The following is a 21,006-nucleotide window of genomic DNA, read 5'->3' on the forward strand; positions in this document are numbered from 1 at the left end:
GACTATGGCGAAGGAAGAAATGTATCATATCGCATTGGACGATTATGAACACGGCATTATTATCCGTTCTCTCAACGACGAGAAAACAGATTTGATGAACGAGGGCAAATCTACCGATGCGGTGGACGACCTTATCATCAAGGTCGGAACTGCCCCAAAGAAAAAGTTCAAAGTTATCGAAAAGGAACGCTCCTGTGAATCGAGATAACGAGAGGCAGTCTGCTATTATTCTTTCCGTCATCGGTATTATCCCGGTCGTATGGCTGGCACTTCTGATTGCACCCTCTGTAAAAGGAGGATTGCCGGAAATACTGCCGAGCCTATTAACAGCGTTCAACGAACCATTTCATATTGAGCTATGCGAGGACAGCCTAAAAACTGTCCTCGTTTTGCTTCTCTGCTATGCAATGGGTATTGGGATTTACTTCTCAACACAGAAGAATTACCGAAGGCGTGAAGAACACGGTTCTGCAAAATGGGGCAATGCAAGAGCCGTAAACAAAAAATACAGACAGTCTCCGGCTTCTGCAAATAAGCTGATGACGCAAAATGTCTGTATCGGACTCAATGCGAAGAAACACCGAAGAAACTTAAACACCCTTGTGTGCGGCGGTTCGGGAGCCGGTAAGACAAGGTTTTACTGCAAGCCGAATCTTATGCAGTGCAACACATCATTTGTCATTCTTGACCCAAAGGGCGAAATTCTCCGAGATACCGGAAAGCTGCTTGAAAGCAAAGGCTATGAAGTCCGTGTTCTCGATTTGATTTCAATGGAGAAAAGCCATTGCTATAACCCGTTTGTCTATTTGCAGAATGACAACGATGTGCAAAAGCTCGTGACGAACCTTTTTAAGAGTACCACTCCGAAAGGAAGTCAATCACAAGACCCCTTTTGGGATACCTCGGCTTCAATGCTTTTGCTTGCACTTGTATTTTATCTTCATTATGAAGCACCCGAAGATGAACAGAACTTTGCAATGATAATGGAAATGCTCAGAGCCGGTGCGATTGAGGACGAGGAGGACACAAGACCTTCTCCTCTTGATGAACTGTTTGCGGAATTGGAGATGTCGAATCCCGACCACATTGCTTTGAAGTATTACCGTTCCTATCATTCAGGTGCGGCGAAAACCTTAAAGTCCATACAGATAACCCTTGCGGCAAGACTGGAAAAGTTCAACCTTGAAAGTCTTGCTTCTTTAACCACCACAGACGAGCTTGACCTCCCGTCACTCGGAGAGAAAAAGGTCGCTCTGTTCGCTTTGATACCGGATAACGATTCCAGCTTTAACTTCTTGGTATCTATCCTTTACACACAGCTTTTTCAGCAGTTGTTTTATGCTGCCGACCATATTCACGGCGGCTCGCTTCCCGTTCCCGTTCATTTTTTGATGGACGAGTTTGCGAATGTTTCACTCCCTGATGACTTCGACAAAATTCTTTCGGTTATGCGTTCCCGTGGGGTATCGGTAAGTATTATCTTGCAGAACTTGGCACAGCTTAAAGCCTTGTTTGAAAAGCAATGGGAAAGCATTGTAGGTAACTGCGACGAGTTTTTATATCTCGGCGGCAACGAGCAAAGCACCCACAAATATGTGTCCGAGCTTCTCGGCAAGGAAACCATTGATACCAACACTTTCGGAAAAAGTACCGGTCGAAGCGGCAACTACTCCACAAATTATCAGATTAGCGGTCGAGAGCTTCTTACTCCTGATGAGGTTCGTATGCTTGATAACCAATATGCAATTCTGTTTATTCGTGGAGAACGCCCCGTTATGGACTTCAAGTACGACATCTTGAAGCACCCGAATGTGGCACTTACAACCGATGGAAAGGCTTCTGCATATAAACACGGCGAAGTGACCATCAAGCACTCATCAATTTCCGTTCTTTCTATTGACCCGGAAGAACTTCCGGAGGAAAGCTACGGAGAAACCAATTACGAACTTCTGTCCGATGAGGATTTTGAAGTGAATAAAAACTTATTTTAACGGAGGAAAACACAATGAACATTTTTAAGAAGAACAACGAAAAGAAAACTACTCAGAAGCTGCCTATGACCGGAAAGGTTCAGAAAGGCTTCCGTGCTTACTGCGCCGTAATCGCAGCAGCAACTCTTGTTTGCGGTATGAGCGTTACCGCTTTTGCCGCCAGCGACCCGATTACCGTAGTCAACAATCTGTCCGATTTCATCTTCGGTCTTATCCGTGCCATCGGTCTTATCCTGCTTGGCTTCGGTATCGTTCAGGTCGGTCTCTCTTTGAAGTCTCACGACCCGTCTCAGAGAGCCAACGGTTTCCTGACTCTTGCAGGCGGTATCATCATTACCTTTGCAAAGGAAATCCTTACCCTTATTACCGGTTAAGAGAACACAGTTATCAAACGGGGCATACCTGGCATTTCAGGTATGCCCCTAATCTTAAAGGAGGTGCAAACAGATGAGTGATAACTGGGTAGTTCAGAACCTCGAAAATGCCCTTGAAACTTGGAACAGCAAGCTTTCGGAAATATGGCAGTTGCTAACCACTTCGCCGCAACAGTTCAAAGGCGGCAGTATTTGGTCGGTAATGGTGAATATCAACGGAGCAGTTCAGGCTATCGGTCTTGCCCTGCTTGTTCTGTTTTTTGTTGTCGGTGTGGTTCGCACCTGCGGAAGTTTTACCGATGTAAAGAAACCGGAACACGCATTAAAGCTGTTTATCCGCTTTGCCATTGCCAAAGGTGTGATTACCTACGGGCTGGAGCTTATGCTTGCCCTGTTCGACATCGTACAAGGTACGATTTCAACCATTATGACATCTGCGGGATTCGGTACGCCCAATCAAACAACTTTACCTGCTGAAATGGTAACAACCATTGAAAGCTGCGGATTTTTTGAAAGTATCCCATTGTGGGCGGTTACTCTTATCGGCGGACTGTTTATCACGGTCTTGTCGTTCATTATGATAATGACGGTGTACGGACGATTTTTCAAGCTGTATATGTACACTGCTCTCGCTCCGATACCGCTTTCCACATTTGCCGGAGAACCGTCGCAGAATGTGGGTAAGAGCTTTATAAAGAGCTACTGTGCCGTTTTGCTTGAGGGAGCAGTAATTGTACTTGCTTGTATCATCTTCTCCCTATTTGCTTCTACGCCGCCGGTAGTGAACCCTGACGCAGCAGCCGTTACTCAGGTATGGGCATATATCGGCGAACTGGTATTCAATATGCTTGTGCTTGTCGGTGCGGTTAAGATGAGCGACCGAATTATCCGTGAAATGATGGGCTTATAACGGGAGGTTCTCTGATGAAGAAAAACAAGAATAATAACGATAGATGGCAGGGCTATACGCCTGCCGACTGCGACTGCAAATATTGTGTGTATTACGGAGGAAAGAAAAACGGCAATGTGATTTGCCTTGCGGACACCTGCGTCTGCTCTGATGAAATCCGTCACGCAAAACAAGCATATCGCAGAGAAAGGAGCTTTTGATGGAAGTCAAAATTAACCGAGAGATACGAAATTACACAGAGTCAATGTTTTTTGGACTGTCGCTCAGACAGTTCATTTTTTCTGTCCTCGCCTGTGCGGTAGCGGTAGGACTTTACTTCCTCCTAAAACCGTACCTCGGAACAGAAACTGTATCGTGGGTGTGCATTTTGGGAGCTGCCCCTTTTGCGGCTCTCGGCTTTGTGAAATACAACGGAATGACGGCTGAGAAATTTATATGGGCGTGGATAAAGTCCGAGTTCCTTATGCCGAAAAAGCTGGTCTTTCATTCCACCAACACCTATTACGAATTGATGAAACCGACAATCGAACAAAAACAGAAGGAGGCTTATAAGAACAATGATTAAAACTCTTACAAACCTGTTAAAGCAGGACAAAGAAAAGTTCGTAGTACCAAAGGGCGTACAGGATTGTATTCCCATTACCGCTATTTATGATGACGGCATTTTCCGTGTAGGCAAGGACAAGTATTCCAAAAGCTTCAAGTTCACGGATATTAACTATGCCGTAGCGAGCCGTGAGGATAAGGAAGCAATGTTCCTTGAATACTCCGAGCTTCTCAACTCTCTTGACAGCGGAGCTACTACAAAGCTGACTATCAACAACAGACGGCTTAACCGTCTTGACTTTGAGAAAACCATTCTTATCCCCGAAACCGGCGATGAGCTTGATGTTTACCGAGAGGAATATAACAAAATGCTTCTCGACAAGGCAACCGGGGCAAATGCCATCGTTCAGGATAAATATGTTACTATCTCCATCAATAAAAAGAGCGTGGAGGACGCACGAACCTATTTTGCCCGTGTCGGTGCTGACCTGATTGCCCACTTTGCAAGACTCGGAAGCAAATGTGTGGAGCTTGAAACCGATGAGAGACTGAGAATTGTCCACGATTTCTTCCGTGTCGGGGAGGAAACCGCCTACCACTTCAATATTAAGGAAACGAGAAAGAAGGGACACGATTTCAAGGATTATGTTTGCCCCGATACAATGGAATTTGAAAAGGACTACTTCAAAATGGGAAACCGTTACGGGAGAGTCCTTTTTCTTCGTGAGTACGCTTCCTATATCAAGGACAGTATGGTAGCCGAGCTTACCGACCTGAACCGCAACCTGATGATGTCCATTGACATCGTACCTGTTCCTACCGATGAAGCGGTGCGAGAAGCAGAGAGCAGACTGCTTGGGGTTGAGACGAATATAACCAACTGGCAGAGAAAGCAGAATCAGAACAATAACTTTTCCGCTACCGTTCCGTATGATATGGAACAGCAGAAAAAGGAAATGAAGGAGTTCCTTGATGACCTTACCACTCGTGATCAGCGAATGATGTTCGCTGTACTCACTATGGTTCATACTGCGGACTCCAAAGAACAGCTTGATAACGACACCGAAGCTCTGCTTACTACGGCAAGAAAGCATTTGTGCCAGTTTGCCGTTCTCAAGTATCAGCAGATGGACGGACTGAATACGGCTATGCCCTTTGGAACACGCAAGATTGACGCATTCAGAACCCTTACCACAGAAAGCCTTGCGGTCTTTATTCCCTTCAGGGTTCAGGACATTTACCACGAAAACGGCATTTACTACGGTCAGAATGTCATCAGTAAAAATATGATTATTGCCGACCGCAGACAGCTACTCAACGGCAACTCTTTTATTCTCGGCGTATCCGGCGGCGGAAAATCCTTTGCGGCAAAGGGTGAAATTGAAAATATCATTCTTTCCTCCAATGCAGATGTTATTATCATAGACCCTGAGCGAGAGTATTCGCAGCTTGTAAAAGCTCTCGGCGGCGAAATAATCAATATTTCCGCTACTTCTCCGAGCCATATCAATGCGATGGATATGAACAAGGAATACGGCGACGGAGCAAACCCGGTTATCCTGAAATCCGAGTTCATTATGTCCCTTTGCGAACAGCTTATCGGCGGTACAAACCTCGGAGCAAAGCAGAAATCTATCATCGACCGTTGTACGGCAAGTGTTTACCGAGACTATCAGCAGAGAGGATATACCGGTACTGTTCCTACCTTGCAGGATTTTCGTGCGGAGCTTTTGAAACAGGACGAGCCGGAAGCAAAGGAAATCGCCCTTGCTATCGAGCTGTTTACTCACGGTTCTTTGAATACCTTTGCAAAGCCAACCAATGTTGATACGGATAACCGACTTATCTGTTATGACATTCTTGACCTCGGCAAGCAGCTTATGCCTATCGGTATGCTTGTCGTCCTCGACTCTATTCTGAACCGTATTACACAGAACCGTGCTAAAGGTAAGCAGACCTTTATCTTCATTGATGAAATCTACCTCCTGTTCCAGCACGAGTATTCTGCAAACTTCCTGTTTACGCTTTGGAAGCGTGTAAGAAAGTACGGCGCTTATGCCACCGGCATTACACAGAATGTGGACGACCTTTTGCAGAGCCATACAGCGAGAACTATGCTTGCAAACAGCGAGTTTTTGATTATGCTCAATCAGGCGTCAACCGACAGAATTGAGCTTGCAAAGCTCCTTAACATTTCTGACCTCCAGCTTTCGTATATCACGAATGTTGACGCAGGACACGGATTGATTAAGGTCGGCAGTTCGCTTGTGCCGTTTGCAAATAAGTTCCCGAAGAATACGAAGCTGTATAAGCTGATGACAACCAAACCGGGCGAGGGTGCATAACCCTTGCCCTATTCTGTAAATGAGAAAGGAAACACCTATGAAAAACAAAATCTATATTGCCATAATCTGTGCTTTCAGCATTGTATTTGCCGTCAGTTCAGGTTTTCTCATCAAGCACTATTGCGACTCTGCAAAGCAGGCTGAGATGTACGACAATCTGATTGAGGTTGTGGAGACCGAGCCTGAAGAAACCACAGAGCTGATGAACTACTCCGAAGAAAAGACCTTTATCCCGGAGTATCAGGAGCTTTATCTGCAAAATAACGATATGGTCGGCTGGATTAAGGTTGAGGACACAAAAATCAATTATCCCGTTATGCAGTCAAAGGACAACCCGAACTTCTATCTGAAGCACGGCTTTGATAAGGCATACACCGACTACGGCTGTCCTTATGTTCAGGAAAACTGCGATATGGAACTGCCAAGCGACAATATCATTATCTACGGTCATCATATGAACGACGGCTCTATGTTCGCCGGTCTTATGAAATTCAAGGACAAGAGCTTTTGGGAAAAGCACAAAACAGTATCCTTTGATACGCTGACCGATAGACAGACCTATGAAGTAATTGCCGTGTTCAAAACCGTAGTATATACGGATAGTCCCGACAGCTTCAAATATTATCAGTTCGTCAATGCGGACACCGCCGAGGATTTCACTGCCTATGTTGAGAAGTGCAAGAAACTGTCGCTTTACGAAACCGGCATAACCGCCGAATACGGCGACAAGCTCCTGACCCTTTCCACCTGTGAGTATTCCCGGACAAACGGCAGACTTGTTGTAGTGGCGAAGCTAATAAACGAATAATACAACAGGTAGTTCAGCCTGCATAGGAAGGAGGGATTGTATGGCTGATATTAAAACGAAAGACAATGCAAAAGGTACGATACGAACAATAGATAAGGCTGCCGTCGCAACCCAACGAATGAAGCAGGCGTATATCGCAACAAAAGAAAAGGCGGAGCGGTCGGTAAATGCCAACAGCAGTTCTGCCGAGGAATACGCTTCCGATAAACTGGAAAGCGGTATTGACGAGGTGTTTCACGATGGTGCCTATGCGTTTGACAAGGCGGGACGAAAGGGACTTGAAACCACAAAAGAGAATATCCGCACCGCAAAGGACGGTATTCAGCGTTTCAAGCAGCAGCGAGCCGAGCAGTCTTTGAGAAAACAGGCTTCGCAAAACACAAGCTCTGCGATTAAGACTGTCGATAAGGCGGAAAAGACCATAAAGCAGTCTGCCACTTCCTCCGGAAAGAAAACCATTAAGTTTGCCGGAAAAGAAGCAACAAAGACCGCACAGAAATCGGTTAAGACGGCTGAGCAGACTGCAAAGACTGCGATAAAAACCAGTCAGCAAGCGGCAAAAGCGGCACAGAAAACAGCTCAGGCGACAGTTAAGGCTTCGCAGAAAGCGGCACAGGCGGCAAAAGCCACAGCCAAAGCAACAGCCGCTACGATTAAAGCCGCAGCCAAAGCCACCATTGCCGCAGTAAAAGCAATCATAGCGGCGGTAAAAGGTCTTATTGCCGCTATCGCTGCCGGCGGTTGGGTTGCGGTGGTAGTAATTATTGTGCTATGTCTTGTAGCCTTGATTGCAGGTTCTGTGTTCGGTATCTTCTTTTCGGGAGAGGATTCCGGCACGGGAATGTCAATGCAGACAGTCGTTCAGGAAATCAATCAGGAATATGATGACCGATTGGAACAGGAAAAGAACTCTGTAAGCTATGATGTGCTTGAAATGAGCGGAAGCAGAGCTGTTTGGAAAGATGTTCTTGCGGTCTATTCTGTTAAAGTGAATACCGACCCCGACAATCCGATGGAGGTTGCTACGGTTGATGAAACCAAGAAGCAGCTACTGTCGGATATTTTTTGGGAAATGAACGATATTTCTTCCCGAACGGAAACGAAAACCCATACCGAAATCGAAGAAAGCGACGACGGACACGGCAACATCGTACAGACCGAAACCACAGTAACAGAAACTTTCCTGTATATCACGGTATCGCACAAGACCGTTGATGAAATGGCGGCTATGTACGGATTTAATCAGGAGCAGAAAGAGTATCTTGCCGAGCTGCTAAAGGACGAAAACAATCAACTATGGTCTCAGGTGCTTTACGGTATCGGATACAGCGACGACCAAATCGTAACGGTTGCCTTGTCACAGGTGGGTAATGTAGGCGGTCAGCCTTACTGGTCTTGGTACGGATTTGACTCCCGTGTAGAATGGTGTGCCTGCTTCGTCTCTTGGTGTGCTAACGAGTGCGGATATATCGACGCCGGTATTATTCCAAAGTATGCCGGCTGTGTAAACGGTGTACAATGGTTCAGAGACCGAGGACAGTGGGCAGACGGTTCGTATGAGCCTTCGCCCGGTACAATCATTTTCTTTGACTGGGAGGGCGACGGTGTGACAGACCACACCGGTATTGTTCAGAAATGCGAAAACGGTACAGTCTATACCGTTGAGGGCAACTCAGGCGACACTTGCAGAACCAAAACATACCCTGTCGGAAGCTCTGTTATCTACGGATACGGTATTCCGGCATATTAAAAAGATGGCTGCTCGTTTGAGTAGCCATCAAGTACATTATGAGAAATCAGGTATTTACTCAAGAACAAATATAACCTTCTGAAGCCTTTGTCCCAACAAGAGAAATATGCGGATATATACCATTGACAACATCTTCATAGAATTTACGACCGATTCTTGCAGATGTAACTCTATTTGTGAAAAAGTCTCTAAAGTGGTATGTGCCGGGTAATAATGAAGGAACAACAGCAACAATAAAAGCGTTATATTCATTTTGTTCCATTTTGTTAAGTTTTATCATCAGTGTTCACCTCCTTGTTGATAAGCCTGAATTTGTAAATGGAATTCTGAGTTGTTACTAATAGATTGTTCTTTTTAATATAATAATCATCACGGGAACTAATAATTCCCAAAGAAGTAATTGGTTTAAAATCATCGTCAACAGGATGCCAAACAAAGAATTGTCTGTTTCCATTCTTAAGAATATAGATAACACCGTCTTGACCTATATATCTATTTCTCCAAGATGTAGAATGTGAATTATTATTCTTATCACAAGACTCTATATATGTGACAAAATAGACATCAACAATTTCATCTGCCGTTTTCAAATAATCCATAACATTTTTTCTTTCGCTTGACTTTAGTATCTTTCATATTGCTTGATATTATTGTGTAAAATATCACATACTCTAAATCTGTCAGAACAGTTTTCTATTATGTTCTTTAAATATAGGCTTAATGTGATTTTTTGACTTCGATTTAGATTTGACCACTTTTCCGGTGGTAACAAAGCACTTACAATGAATTTGTCTCCAACTTTTTTGTTATTAAGTTCTTGATTCATAATTTGTTTCATTTCTTCTATATCTATCTTTTTAATTTCCTCGGCATTTTGTCCTAAGTATAATAGTACACAATACTTTTGGAATGCAGAGGGGGTCATTCCATATTGCTCGCATTCATTAGATATTAGAGCAAATTCTTCCTCACTGTAACTGGTGTATACTCTCGACACTTTTAATCACCTCTTTTACTCCTAAAATTGTGAACTGCACACTTCACATTGTTATAATACACTATTACTTGAAAAAAGTCAATAAAAAAATAATGGCTGCTCGTTTGAGTAGCCATCAAGTACATTATTCAAAATCAGTTATTTCTCTATCTTTCAGATAGACATTGTGCGTGTGATAAGTAAAACACATCAACAAATCGCTGTCTCTATTATCTTTTGCTTTGAACATAGAAAAGTCGTCGGACAGGATAAAAATAAGTCCCAGCAGTTTCTTTATATATCCATTATATGAAGCATAGTTCATATAGCTTCTCCTGCAATAACTATAAACAGAACCTATCAATCTTACTGCAAACGAGGAACTACTTTTCCAAGTTATTTGCCAAGTCAGATTGCAAAAATCTTTATAAACCGTATGAATACAGCCGAGTCTACAGCCACAGTCGAGCTTGCTTGTGGTAAAAAAAGCGAGGACGCACATTGGGAAAATCTGCTTACCTATTGCAAGCAGGGAAACATTCAGGCTATGTTTGATGAATATGCTCATTTAATTACAAACGGTTTAGACGCAGACAATAATTTGGTTGATAACTTACACTATACAATAGCAAGTTCTATGGATGTGAGAACCACAATATACACTATTGATACATTCAATGCGTTTAAGGCAAGAGCAAATGGAACAAAGGAAAAACCAACTGCTATTCGTTCTCACTTTGCAGTTGCCTTTACTAAAGGAGATGGAAAAGAAAAGGACGCAGACAGAAAAAAGAGCGTTAGAAATTCTTTCAATTCTCCATTTAGACCATTTGTTTTAGCATCTACTTCCATAGGACAAGAAGGATTGGATTTCCACAATTATTGCCGAAGAATTGTGCATTGGAATCTGCCATCAAATCCGATTGATGTAGGACGGATTTTGCGGACATTCAAAATAAAAAAGAATGTGGAGGTAACAGACAATGGCAAAATCATTATTTGAGGAACTGGGCGGCAAATACGAAAGGCAAGGGGATTATTTGATACCGTGCTTAACTGTACCCGCCGAAGAAGAACAGGCAATAGGCATCTGGGGGCAACGGCATTTAGATTATCTAAAACAGTACCGTAAAGTTACATACACCAATCTTCTTACAAGCGGCAGGCTAAACGCCTACCTTGCCGACATCAACAGACAGGCACAGGAACGCTTTGAAAGGCTCATAGAGGGTATGAAACAGGCACAGGGCATAACGGAACAGCTAAAGGCAGAAAACGCCTTAGAATGGACAGGATGCCTCAATAACATAAGGGCTTGTGCGAGGGAGATTGTGGAAAAGGAAATTATTTTTGCATAAACAGATGATTAGTGGCAGGGGGAAATCCTGCCGCTTTTTCTGCTTTAGTTTGTCAGCTTGACAAATAATGTAGGTTTGTCAATGATGTGTTACAAAAATCAGAAAACTTCGCCGTTAGATAAAAAGGAAAACAAATAATCGGCAGGAGATTTCCAATTGAGAGGACGCATAGGGAAATTATTGTACTTTCTGCTGTGAACAGCAAGCTGCTTTTTAAAATCTTCAAACGAGTAAAAAGTATGAGTGGCATAGAAGTATTCGTTATCTTTGCGATGTGAACGCTCTACCTTACCGTTGTGTCTGGGAGTGTACGGTTTTATCAGCTTGTGATTTATGCCACACTGTTTGAGGCGCGCCTCAAACAGTGTGGGTGTCGGCTTTTCGGTATTGCCTAAGCTTTTAGTAAATTCCGAGCCGTTGTCGGTTTGAACACATTGTATCTTAAAAGGAAATTTTTTTATAAGGTGTTCAAGAAAAATGGCAGAGGAATATGTGCTGTGTTCCTCAAATGCTTCCAAATACCTAAAGCGTGAATACTCATCTATTGCGGTATATTGGTAAAATTTCTTGCCCTTAACATCACCTACCATACACACCTCCGGCACAAATTTAACATCTATTTGAACCCTTTGCCCTGGAAATTGCATTTGTTCGTACGGTTTCGCCACATACTTTGGGTTTGGCGGCTTAACCGCCATTTGTCCTTGTCGGCGTAAAATGCGGTATAATCCAGTCACCGAGCGTGTATATCCTCTTTGACGCAGCTTTACCCAAAAAACTACTAATCCGGCGTTCATATTACGCTTTCGCATATCTGCAATCAGCTTTAATTCCTCTGCCGTATGCTCATTAGGGTGATGGTGCGGTCGGTGTGATTTGTCTGCCAATGATTGCAGCGTTCCGTCATATCTTTTCAGCCAGCGGTAAATATACTGACGGTTTGTTTTGTATCTGATTGCCGCTTTTGTTACACCTTTTTTATTTGCATAGTTAATTAGGGCTTGACGGTACAGCATTGTTTGTGTTACAGTATTCATGACGAATGGTGCTTCCTTTCAGTTGGTGTCGCAACTTTAACTGTAACACAGAAAGCTCCATTCGTCACTCTTTTTTTAATCTCTGTAACACATCTATTGTAAACCTACACTTTAGTTTGTCAGCTTGACAAATAAAGGCTTGACAAATAAAGGGTTAAGGAATATAATTAGATTCAGTATTATACAAGGAGTTAATAAATATGCGGCAAGGTATTCTTAAATAAACTGTCAATTTGATAGTGGGAACAAAAAGTAGCAGTCCCGTTTCACTTTTAATATGGGGCTTAGTTTTTTGTACCCAGTTTAAGAATACTTTTATCATGTAATTTTATATGCCCGAAAACATATAAGTGTTTTGGGGCTATTGGAGTTATTTACCCAGTGATAGGAGTATTTATCACTGGGTATTTTTATGCCCTTTTTTGGGTGTTGATAGGAGGAAAATCACATGAAAATAATTAACTTAGGCATTCTGGCTCACGTTGACGCAGGAAAGACAACATTAACGGAAAGTTTATTGTATACCAGTGGTGCAATTGCAGAACTAGGGAGCGTAGATGAAGGCACAACAAGGACAGATACAATGAATTTGGAGCGTCAAAGGGGAATCACTATCCAGACAGCAGTGACATCTTTTCAGTGGGAGGATGTAAAAGTCAACATTATAGATACGCCAGGCCATATGGATTTTTTAACCGAAGCATACCGTGCTTTATCTGTCCTTGACGGAGCTGTTTTAGTCATTTCGGCAAAAGACGGCGTACAGGCACAGACGCGTATATTATTCCATGCGCTTCAGAAAATGAACATTCCGACAATTATCTTTATAAATAAGATAGACCAAAATGGAATCGACCTACAGCGTGTTTACCAAAGCATTAAAGACAAACTTACCAGTGATATGATTGTCATGCAGGAGGTTTCCCTGTCGCCCCAAATATCCATGACCGATATTTCTGATTTGGACAAATGGGATATGATTATTTCCGGAAGCGATGAACTATTAGAACGATATGTTGCAGAGGATTCTTTGGATATACAGGAATTACAATATGAAAAGTGCAAAAGAACCAGATGCTGCTCTTTGTTTCCTGTTTATCATGGGAGTGCAAAAGACAATTTAGGAACAGAAAAACTGATTGAAGCGGTTACAGAAACTTTCATTACAGAAACAGACGATATTCAGTCTGAATTATGTGGATATGTTTTTAAGGTTGAGTATACAGAGCGGAAAAAACGGCTTTCTTATTTACGCCTGTATCATGGGACGCTCCATTTACGGGATACCCTGCTGCTGTCAAAAAAGAAAAAAATAAAGATTACAGAAATGTGTATTCCGTCAAATGGTGAAATCGTCCCGGCTGACCATGCCTGTCCGGGAGAAATTGTTATTTTAGCTGATGATACTTTGAAACTGAACGACATTCTGGGAAATGAAAAACTCCTGCCTCACAAAACATGGATTGATAATCCCATGCCATTACTTCGGACAACGGTAGAGCCGCAAAAGCCGGAGCAAAGGGAAGCCCTGTTAAATGCCCTCGCAGAGATTGCTGATACAGACCCTCTTTTGCATTTTGACATTGATACTGTTACACATGAGATTATGTTATCTTTTTTGGGAAAAGTACAGTTAGAAGTTATTTGTTCGCTATTAGAAGAAAAATATCATGTGGGCGTGGCTATGAAAGAGCCTTCGGTTATTTATCTGGAAAGACCGCTTAGAAAAGCAGAATATACCATCCACATAGAAGTCCCGCCAAATCCTTTCTGGGCTTCTGTCGGGTTGTCCATAGAGCCGCTCCCTATTGGAAGCGGAGTGCAGTATGAAAGCAGAGTTTCACTTGGATATTTAAATCAATCGTTCCAAAATGCGGTTATGGAGGGGGTTCTTTATGGCTGCGAGCAGGGGCTGTATGGATGGAAAGTGACAGACTGTAAAATCTGTTTTGAATATGGATTGTATTATAGTCCTGTAAGTACCCCCGCAGACTTTCGGCTGCTTTCCCCTATCGTATTGGAGCAGGCTTTAAAAAAAGCAGGGACAGAACTATTAGAGCCATATCTCCACTTTGAAATTTATGCACCGCAGGAATATCTCTCACGGGCGTATCATGATGCTCCAAGGTATTGTGCAGATATTGTAAGTACTCAGATAAAGAATGACGAGGTCATTCTGAAAGGAGAAATCCCTGCTAGATGTATTCAAGAATACAGGAACGATTTAACTTATTTCACAAATGGGCAGGGAGTCTGCTTGACAGAGTTAAAAGGATACCAGCCAGCTATTGGTAAATTTATTTGCCAACCCCGCCGCCCGAATAGCCGTATAGATAAGGTTCGGCATATGTTCCACAAGTTAGCTTAACAGCTTGCAAAAGTCATATAAAATGAGATTTGAAAGGATTAGAGACTAATTATGATGAAATGTAACTTCATGTTTGCTAAAAATTCAAAGGCATATTCTGTCTACCTGCTGTTCCGATTTGTCTGTTCCCTGGCGGTTTCTATGTCCACAGTGCTTTCCATCGTGTACCACCTGGAGGTGGTGCAGCTGGATGCTTTCCAGCTTGTCCTGGTAGGGACGGTTCTGGAGACCTCCTGCTTTCTGTTCGAGATACCCACCGGTGTGGTGGCGGATTTGTATAGCCGTCGGCGCTCGGTGCTGATTGGAATGTTCCTCTACGGCCTGGGCTTTCTGATGGAGGGTGCGCTACCGTGGTTCGCGCCGGTTCTGCTGGCCCAGGTTGTCTGGGGTTGCGGTGATACCTTCATCACCGGCGCTCTGGAGGCGTGGATTGCCTCGGAGGAAGAGGACAAACCCATAGACAAGGTGTTCCTGCGGGGCAGTCAAATGGGGCAAATCGGCGGCGTTCTGGGCGTGGTGCTGGGCACACTGCTGGGAAACATAAACCTGCAAATGCCTCTCATCTTGGGGGGCAGTTTGTGCTTGTTGTTGGGGCTGGTGTTGGGTCGCATCATGCCAGAAACCAACTTCTCCCCTGCTATTGAGGAACGGCAGGGCTTGCTTAAAGACTTTGTCTGCCTGTTCAAGCTCAACCTGGGCTTTGTGAAAGGCGCACCTGTGTTGCTGGCGCTCTTAGCAATCACACTATGCGGGGGACTTGCCAGTGAAGGCTTTGACCGGCTCTCCACCGCTCATTTTCTGGATGACACGGTAATACCCGTTATCGGGCCGCTGAACAGCGTCACTTGGTTCGGTGTTATCAGTCTTATCGGCAGCGGCTTAGGTATTCTGGCTTCTCAGTTGCTCATCGCCCGCATGGAGAAAAAAGGGACTGTCAGCCGAACCAGTGTGGTCATGTCCACCAGCGCCGGGTATATCCTGTGCCTGGTTCTCTTCGCGGTGGGGCGGAGCTTTTGGTTCATGTTGTTGGTGTTCCTGCTGGCGGGGCTTATGCGCACCATCAAGGAGCCTGTGCTGGCCGCCTGGATGAACGACCATGTGGATGAGAAAATGCGCGCCACAGTCTTTTCCACCAGCGGACAGCTGGACTCTTTCGGGCAGATCATCGGCGGGCCTATTGTGGGGCTGGTAGCCCAGCAGGTGTCCATACCCTGGGGGCTGGTCTGTACCGCTTTCCTGCTGTTGCCCGCGCTGTTCTTAGTGCCGGTGGCGGGAAAGAAGCGGGATTGATATGGCATAGTTAAGTTTACTGACGAGCGGGAGATTACTTCCGCTCGTCTTCATTTAGTAGCGCAAAATTTGAGGACTCTTTATTTCCTTATTCGGTATAGCGGAGGCGGCTGTCAATTCGACATAATTTTCTTGTGATACTTTACCGTACATGAGCATTTGTTTCGTATTTGAAAGAACAAACTCACCAAATAAAAAAAACGATATTCGGGTGGGTTATTTTGTTATACCCTAAATTACCCTCTGAATTTGTTTTTAAATTTGGAGGGATTTTTTTATGTCCTTTTTTCGGGCAGTTATCTATCTGCTCATACGAAGCAAAATTTATCAATACATAGCATATCAGAGAACGGCAGGAAACCAGTTAAAAAAATTTCTGCCAGTGCAACGGTACTTCTCACCTTGAAAGTAGAAGTACAATCTCCATACAATAGAATTACTATTTCCTATAACCGTAAAGGTCACAGAGCCTTTGCGGTTTTTCTTTTGTCGATTTTTGTTGGAAAGTGCCGTAGGGCTGTTTCTGATATGCGGTGTCGTTCTCCGCCTCTCCATCTGGATTTTTTACATTTCAAAAATTCAGATGGGAGGTATTTATGGTGAAATATGCACCAAGAAAGGTATATATCAGAGAAAGTGGCGGCTATGTGGAATTATCCTACACGGAGTTCTGCCGTTGCAGGGAATCCGACCAGACCTATATGGACAAGCTGTTTATCCCCATTCAAGGCTGTCTGCTTGAAGTCGTGAGGGAGCAATACACAGACTTCTACCGTGACAAGGAACGGTGGCGTTATCTGCAAAAATTAGATACAAAGAATAGACTGCTATCTCTCGACGGATTTACGGACAGCGAGGGGAATCCTCTGGACTTTATCACTGATGAAGCGGTGGACATTGCAGAAACCGTTGTCAATGCGGTCATGGTGGACAGGCTGAAAGCCGCCCTGCCTTTGCTGTCGGATAGTGAACAGGAGCTGATACAGGCAATCTTTTTTGACGGACTTTCCGAGCGTGAAGTCGGGGCGAGGTTGGGCATAACCCAGAGCGTTGTAAACAAACGCAAAGCCAGAATCCTAATAAAACTAAGAAAGATAATAGAAAATTAAAATTTAAGGCGTTCAGCCCCCTTGTTTTTTCCTTTGGGAAGATGAGGGGGCTTTTCTCTGCCCTCTCAATCAATTCTGATTGGAGGAAGTAAGAATGGCATACAACCACGGACGGGAGGACAGGAAATGGCGTATCTGGAAAGAAGCGGAGGAAAAGCTGCTGCGTGAGTGCGGCGTTGATGAAGCGACCATTGAGCAGATACGCATGGCGGACAGGGCAGACTTCAATTCCAACAGGCGGTTTTACCGATGGACGAATGACGTTGCGGAATATCTTGAGGACATGGCAGGCAGGGAGCGGCAGGCGGAAGTGGGTACGGTTGCGGAGTTACTGGAAGAGATTGAGAGCGAAAATCTCTATCAAGTATTAGTCACGGTGGACGGGCGTACCTTGAAAATCGTCCTGCTGAAAATGCAGGGGTATTCCACAAAGGAGATTGCCCCGCTTGTGCATTTGACGACTGGTGCCATCTATGCGAGGTTAGACCATCTGCGGAAGAAGCTGCGGAAAATTTTATAGCTTCTAAAACAGCCTGCCATCCTGCGGGCTACTGGGTGAGGGATGGAAATCCCCTCACTCATTTTTTGCAGGAGGACAACAGGATGGCATACAGGGTTAAGGCATGGGAAGAACCTATGAGTCTATGATGGAGGAACTGGAAGTAATAGAAATTCTTTCTACTGCTTATGATGGTGACGAATTTCCGGGTTATGAGAACATAAGATTGAGTTTTTCACAACTGGAAACGATTATTCGGAATAAACGCAGCGGTTGGCTTGATGCTTTGAGAAATCAAAAAGCAGTTTATCTTATAACTGATACCAGCAACGGAAAAATGTATGTTGGCTCGGCAACTGCTCAGTATGGAATGTTGCTTCAAAGGTGGACTAACTATATAGACAATGGACACGGTGGGAATGTTGAACTTAAACATATTGTTGACACCAAAGGGTTTGATTATATAAAAGCAAATTTTCAGTATTCAGTATTAGAAAACTATAACGCACGAATGGATGATAATTACATACTGAGTCGTGAAAAATGGTGGAAAGATACCCTTTGCACAAGACAATTCGGATATAATAAAAACTGATAAAAATTAGACCGTCAGATCTCATTCGAGACTTGACGGTCTTATATTTTTTTACTGTATTTAAGAAAATCGTTTTGGTGTTCCTGTTTGCGAAGTTGATAGCCTTGTGCAATCAGCGTATCTACTTTCAGAGCAATTAGGTTTATGTCGGAACACATTGCCCGTGCAATCTGCTGAATGTCATAGCCGTTTTCAATGTATTCCAAAATGGTGTCGTCCGGGAGCGAAGCCTGAGAAGCGAAGATATTTGCTTCATACTCCATACGGTTCTCTCTCATATCAAAGATGTTGAACTCTTTGAACCCGCCGACAGCAACCGCTTCTTGCCTGTGGAGAACATCGTGTCCGATTTCGTGCCATAGCACTATCTGTTCCACGACCGGGTGCATACCGTTTTTAAGGAAAACAAAGCGGTTCTTCAGAATGACCTTGTATGCTCCACGCTGCTTTTCAAAATCTCGGTAGATAATATTGATACCAAGCTCTTTTGCGACCTTGTACGGGTCACGAGTACCGCAACGGTCAATGAGCTTGTTGACGATTTTCACAATTTCAGCCGTAGTGTAATACCCCAATCCGGCTCACCTCCCATATTATAGTATATCGGATATTTACCCTATAATAAATTATAAACTATTGTGTGTCCCATATATTGGACTTAGTTCACTGTGAGGATTACTCGTCTTTGCGGTATTTCTTCGGGGTGTATTTTTTATTGTTCTTCTTTGCAATAAGATATGCTTCCTGAATAGCGTCAACCATTTCACGCATATCTTCGTCAGCCATTTCGCCGCCGGCAAACAGACCGGTAACTTCTGCAAGCAACTCCTGAGCCTGTCTTGCCCCTCTGCGTCCGTATTTATCCTCTACATCGGCGATGAAAGCGTCATCCTCAGACAGCAGATAATTCACATTTACATTTAATGCTTCTGCCAGCTTCTTGTATCTTTCCGTTCCTCTCGGACGGGATTTATCATTTTCATAAGAACAAATTACACGTCGGGTTACGCCTATTTTTTCAGCCAATTCATCCTGATTAAGACCGAGTTTAGTCCTCTCTGCTTTGACTTTTTCACCGAATGTCATCTTTGATTTCACTCCTTAAAAGAATATTTACAGTTTAACTTCTCATTTACTCTTGACAAGTACACTTAAACTGCGTATAATAAGAAACAGGAAGTTGAACTACTCATAGTTTACACTAAACTTCCCAAAATGTCAAGGGGGGTTCAAAAAATGTTACGAAGCATACTTCATTGTGATATGAACAACTTCTATGCCAGCGTCGAATGTATGCTCGACCCCGCATTGAAGAAATATCCGATTGCTGTCTGCGGCTCTGTGGAGGAACGACACGGTATCGTGCTTGCAAAGAACTACAAAGCAAAGGCTTTTGATGTGAAAACCGGGGACGCAGTATGGCAGGCTAAACAGAAGTGCAAGGACTTGGTTGTAGTGCCGCCCCATTATGAGGAGTATATCAAATACTCAAAGCTTGCGAGAAGCGTTTATGAGCGATATACCGACCAAGTTGAACCGTATGGTATGGACGAGTGTTGGCTGGATATTAGCGGGACAGAAAGCCTTTTCGGTTCGCCGGAAAAGGTGGCAAATGAAATTCGTGAAACGATGAAGTTTGAACTCGGCTTGACGATTTCTGTGGGTGTTTCCTTTAATAAGATATTTGCGAAGCTCGGCTCGGATATGAAGAAACCGGACGCAGTAACCGTTATACCAAAGGATACATTCAAAGAAAAGATTTGGGGACTTCCTGCCGCTGACCTGCTCGGTGTAGGACGGGCAACCCAGCGAGTGCTTGACAGCTATTGTATTCGTACCATCGGGGATTTAGCGAATAACGACCCTGAGTTCTTACGCAGAAGATTAGGAAAGAACGGAGTAGTTTTATGGAACTATGCCAACGGCAACGACCTTTCCCTTGTTGCCAAGAAAGACTTCGTTTCTCCTATAAAAAGTGTAGGACACGGTATAACAACAGTAGCAGATTTAGAGAAACCGGAGCAGGTGTGGCCCGTGTTTCTCGAATTAACCCAAGACATCGGACACAAGCTCCGTGTTCACGGACTGAGTGCAGAAGGTGTCGCAATACATATTAGAGACAACACGCTCAATACAAGGCAATGGCAGACGAAGATTGCACTTCCTACACAGTCTCCGATGATTATTGCAAAGACCGCTTTTCAGTTGTTTGAAAAAAGATATGGGTGGAATAACCCTATCCGTTCTGTGACAGTACAAGCCATAAATCTTATTCCACAAGACACGCCCCGTCAAATAGATATGTTTATGGACGCCGCAAAGCAGGACAAATTGGAGCGAATGGAAAAGTGTGTTGAAGAAATCAGACGGCGTTTCGGAAAGGACAGCATAAGGAATGGGGTTCTGTGTCAGAACTTGCGGCTACCACCGGAAAAAGCCGAAATCACTATGCCGACAGGTATGGTTGGTTAAGGAGGTCTAAATGTGATTGACGAAAAAGAGGTTACGGCTTATGTTACGATGCCCGACTGCTTTTTGCAGGGGTGCAGCGAAGATATTGTTATCTTTCGTGCGGACGGCGGAAACCATTTTACCGACTACGGTATATATGAGGGAATGTTTCTTTTCTTTGACCGGAAAAAACGCTTTAAGAAAGGAAGGCTTTCCTGTTACATCAATACTGCCGGAGATGACCGACCCAAGTACAGGGTGTCGGATAAGAACATCGACGGATACAAGCACTTGGGAAGATTAGTTTTGACTTTGAGAAATTACGAGGAATAAAAATGGAATCCGAAAGAAGAAAAGTTTATGTTGAAGTAAATGTAACACATAGACCTGATGGAACGGCTCGTCCGAACTTCATCAAGTTTGAGAATGATGAAAAATATGAGATAGACCGTGTAATTCAGAAATGCCGTGCGGCTTCCACCAAAGTCGGAGGAACCGGTATCCGCTACACGGTACAGATTTGCGGCAAGCCCACATTTCTGTTCGACGAAGAAAACGGAAAGTGGTTTGTAGAAGCAAAATCCTAATGGTAGGAGGTT

At 43.8% G+C, this 21,006-nt stretch carries 25 protein-coding genes and 1 pseudogene; 19 read left to right on the plus strand and 7 right to left on the minus strand.

The window, feature by feature from the left end; translation table 11 throughout:
- The first annotated feature begins 4 nt into the window (after positions 1-4).
- The 9 genes and pseudogenes from B9O19_RS00805 to B9O19_RS00845 all read left to right on the plus strand — a co-directional run bounded on the left by B9O19_RS00805 (position 5) and on the right by B9O19_RS00845 (position 8,724).
- The gene (locus B9O19_RS00805; protein WP_002606285.1) at positions 5-208 is read left to right on the plus strand and encodes a hypothetical protein; all 204 of its coding nucleotides are present in this window, start codon (positions 5-7) and stop codon (positions 206-208) included.
- Positions 195-1,866 (plus strand): annotated as a pseudogene (locus B9O19_RS00810) (VirD4-like conjugal transfer protein, CD1115 family); the annotation flags it as partial. The gene B9O19_RS00805 and the pseudogene B9O19_RS00810, both read left to right, overlap by 14 nt.
- A 139-nt stretch (positions 1,867-2,005) precedes the next feature.
- Complete coding sequence (locus B9O19_RS00815) at positions 2,006-2,365, plus strand: glutamyl-tRNA amidotransferase subunit A (RefSeq protein WP_014635894.1); 360 nt, start codon at positions 2,006-2,008, stop codon at positions 2,363-2,365.
- A gap of 73 nt (positions 2,366-2,438) precedes the next feature.
- Positions 2,439-3,275, plus strand: a complete 837-nt coding sequence (locus B9O19_RS00820) for a hypothetical protein (RefSeq protein ID WP_003525214.1) — start codon at positions 2,439-2,441, stop codon at positions 3,273-3,275.
- Between the two features lie 14 nt (positions 3,276-3,289).
- The gene (locus B9O19_RS00825; RefSeq protein ID WP_015573063.1) at positions 3,290-3,475 is read left to right on the plus strand and encodes a hypothetical protein; all 186 of its coding nucleotides are present in this window, start codon (positions 3,290-3,292) and stop codon (positions 3,473-3,475) included.
- On the plus strand, positions 3,475-3,840 hold the full coding sequence (locus B9O19_RS00830; protein WP_015573062.1) for a PrgI family protein: 366 nt from the start codon (positions 3,475-3,477) through the stop codon (positions 3,838-3,840). The genes B9O19_RS00825 and B9O19_RS00830 overlap by 1 nt, the downstream gene beginning before the upstream one ends.
- On the plus strand, positions 3,833-6,166 hold the full coding sequence (locus B9O19_RS00835; RefSeq protein WP_015573061.1) for a VirB4-like conjugal transfer ATPase, CD1110 family: 2,334 nt from the start codon (positions 3,833-3,835) through the stop codon (positions 6,164-6,166). Before B9O19_RS00830 ends, B9O19_RS00835 begins: the two co-directional genes overlap by 8 nt.
- 37 nt (positions 6,167-6,203) lie before the next feature.
- Positions 6,204-6,974, plus strand: a complete 771-nt coding sequence (gene srtB, locus B9O19_RS00840) for a class B sortase (RefSeq protein WP_015573060.1) — start codon at positions 6,204-6,206, stop codon at positions 6,972-6,974.
- Positions 6,975-7,014: 40 nt separating this feature from the next.
- Positions 7,015-8,724 carry a CHAP domain-containing protein gene (locus tag B9O19_RS00845; RefSeq protein WP_015573059.1) on the plus strand — a complete coding sequence of 570 codons (1,710 nt, stop codon included), beginning with the start codon at positions 7,015-7,017 and terminating at the stop codon, positions 8,722-8,724.
- 58 nt (positions 8,725-8,782) lie between these two features.
- Here B9O19_RS00845 and B9O19_RS00850 read toward each other — a convergent pair whose 3' ends face one another.
- The 4 genes from B9O19_RS00850 to B9O19_RS00865 form a co-directional block, all read right to left on the minus strand.
- Complete coding sequence (locus B9O19_RS00850; protein ID WP_015573058.1) at positions 8,783-9,004, minus strand: hypothetical protein; 222 nt, start codon at positions 9,002-9,004, stop codon at positions 8,783-8,785.
- Positions 8,991-9,323 carry a hypothetical protein gene (locus tag B9O19_RS00855; protein ID WP_015573057.1) on the minus strand — a complete coding sequence of 111 codons (333 nt, stop codon included), beginning with the start codon at positions 9,321-9,323 and terminating at the stop codon, positions 8,991-8,993. Before B9O19_RS00855 ends, B9O19_RS00850 begins: the two co-directional genes overlap by 14 nt.
- Before the next feature lie 23 nt (positions 9,324-9,346).
- Positions 9,347-9,721 carry a hypothetical protein gene (locus B9O19_RS00860; protein WP_102364679.1) on the minus strand — a complete coding sequence of 125 codons (375 nt, stop codon included), beginning with the start codon at positions 9,719-9,721 and terminating at the stop codon, positions 9,347-9,349.
- A gap of 124 nt (positions 9,722-9,845) precedes the next feature.
- On the minus strand, positions 9,846-10,025 hold the full coding sequence (locus B9O19_RS00865) for a hypothetical protein (RefSeq protein ID WP_179947306.1): 180 nt from the start codon (positions 10,023-10,025) through the stop codon (positions 9,846-9,848).
- A gap of 75 nt (positions 10,026-10,100) precedes the next feature.
- Here B9O19_RS00865 and B9O19_RS00870 point away from each other — a divergent pair, with 75 nt between their 5' ends.
- Both B9O19_RS00870 and B9O19_RS00875 read left to right on the plus strand, forming a co-directional pair.
- On the plus strand, positions 10,101-10,703 hold the full coding sequence (locus B9O19_RS00870; protein WP_102364680.1) for a P-loop NTPase family protein: 603 nt from the start codon (positions 10,101-10,103) through the stop codon (positions 10,701-10,703).
- Positions 10,684-11,058, plus strand: coding sequence for a TnpV protein (locus B9O19_RS00875; protein WP_001129922.1), 375 nt, complete (start codon positions 10,684-10,686; stop codon positions 11,056-11,058). Before B9O19_RS00870 ends, B9O19_RS00875 begins: the two co-directional genes overlap by 20 nt.
- 98 nt (positions 11,059-11,156) lie before the next feature.
- Here B9O19_RS00875 and B9O19_RS00880 read toward each other — a convergent pair whose 3' ends face one another.
- Positions 11,157-12,095 carry a DDE-type integrase/transposase/recombinase gene (locus B9O19_RS00880; RefSeq protein WP_102364681.1) on the minus strand — a complete coding sequence of 313 codons (939 nt, stop codon included), beginning with the start codon at positions 12,093-12,095 and terminating at the stop codon, positions 11,157-11,159.
- Between the two features lie 448 nt (positions 12,096-12,543).
- On the opposite strand from B9O19_RS00880, the gene tet(O/32/O) reads away from it, so the two are divergent.
- The 5 genes from tet(O/32/O) (at position 12,544) to B9O19_RS00910 (ending at position 17,956) form a co-directional block, all read left to right on the plus strand.
- A complete protein-coding gene (tet(O/32/O), locus tag B9O19_RS00885) occupies positions 12,544-14,463 on the plus strand; it encodes a tetracycline resistance ribosomal protection mosaic protein Tet(O/32/O) (RefSeq protein ID WP_024721683.1) in 1,920 nt (639 codons plus the stop codon).
- 69 nt (positions 14,464-14,532) lie between these two features.
- Positions 14,533-15,753, plus strand: a complete 1,221-nt coding sequence (gene tet(40), locus B9O19_RS00890) for a tetracycline efflux MFS transporter Tet(40) (protein ID WP_102366571.1) — start codon at positions 14,533-14,535, stop codon at positions 15,751-15,753.
- A gap of 596 nt (positions 15,754-16,349) precedes the next feature.
- Entirely contained in the window at positions 16,350-16,862 is a 513-nt protein-coding gene (locus tag B9O19_RS00900; protein WP_000241709.1) for a sigma-70 family RNA polymerase sigma factor, read from the plus strand.
- 94 nt (positions 16,863-16,956) lie between these two features.
- The gene (locus B9O19_RS00905; RefSeq protein ID WP_000323895.1) at positions 16,957-17,382 is read left to right on the plus strand and encodes an RNA polymerase sigma factor; all 426 of its coding nucleotides are present in this window, start codon (positions 16,957-16,959) and stop codon (positions 17,380-17,382) included.
- A gap of 103 nt (positions 17,383-17,485) precedes the next feature.
- The gene (locus B9O19_RS00910; RefSeq protein ID WP_024721679.1) at positions 17,486-17,956 is read left to right on the plus strand and encodes a GIY-YIG nuclease family protein; all 471 of its coding nucleotides are present in this window, start codon (positions 17,486-17,488) and stop codon (positions 17,954-17,956) included.
- Positions 17,957-17,997: 41 nt separating this feature from the next.
- Here B9O19_RS00910 and B9O19_RS00915 read toward each other — a convergent pair whose 3' ends face one another.
- Both B9O19_RS00915 and B9O19_RS00920 read right to left on the minus strand, forming a co-directional pair.
- On the minus strand, positions 17,998-18,531 hold the full coding sequence (locus B9O19_RS00915; RefSeq protein WP_024721678.1) for an ImmA/IrrE family metallo-endopeptidase: 534 nt from the start codon (positions 18,529-18,531) through the stop codon (positions 17,998-18,000).
- A 100-nt stretch (positions 18,532-18,631) separates the two neighbouring features.
- Positions 18,632-19,042 carry a helix-turn-helix domain-containing protein gene (locus B9O19_RS00920; RefSeq protein ID WP_015573052.1) on the minus strand — a complete coding sequence of 137 codons (411 nt, stop codon included), beginning with the start codon at positions 19,040-19,042 and terminating at the stop codon, positions 18,632-18,634.
- 150 nt (positions 19,043-19,192) lie between these two features.
- Between B9O19_RS00920 and B9O19_RS00925 the strand changes: the two genes are divergently transcribed.
- The 3 genes from B9O19_RS00925 to B9O19_RS00935 are packed head-to-tail and all read left to right on the plus strand — an operon-like array spanning position 19,193 to position 20,994.
- Positions 19,193-20,428, plus strand: a complete 1,236-nt coding sequence (locus B9O19_RS00925; protein ID WP_015573051.1) for a DNA polymerase Y family protein — start codon at positions 19,193-19,195, stop codon at positions 20,426-20,428.
- A 12-nt stretch (positions 20,429-20,440) separates the two neighbouring features.
- On the plus strand, positions 20,441-20,740 hold the full coding sequence (locus tag B9O19_RS00930) for a hypothetical protein (protein WP_024721677.1): 300 nt from the start codon (positions 20,441-20,443) through the stop codon (positions 20,738-20,740).
- A gap of 2 nt (positions 20,741-20,742) precedes the next feature.
- Positions 20,743-20,994: a hypothetical protein gene (locus B9O19_RS00935; RefSeq protein ID WP_003525178.1), complete on the plus strand. Its 252-nt coding sequence runs from the start codon at positions 20,743-20,745 to the stop codon at positions 20,992-20,994.
- Positions 20,995-21,006: the final 12 nt, after the last annotated feature.

The organism is Monoglobus pectinilyticus (genome assembly GCF_002874775.1).
GTDB classification, from domain to species: Bacteria; Bacillota; Clostridia; order Monoglobales; family Monoglobaceae; genus Monoglobus; species Monoglobus pectinilyticus.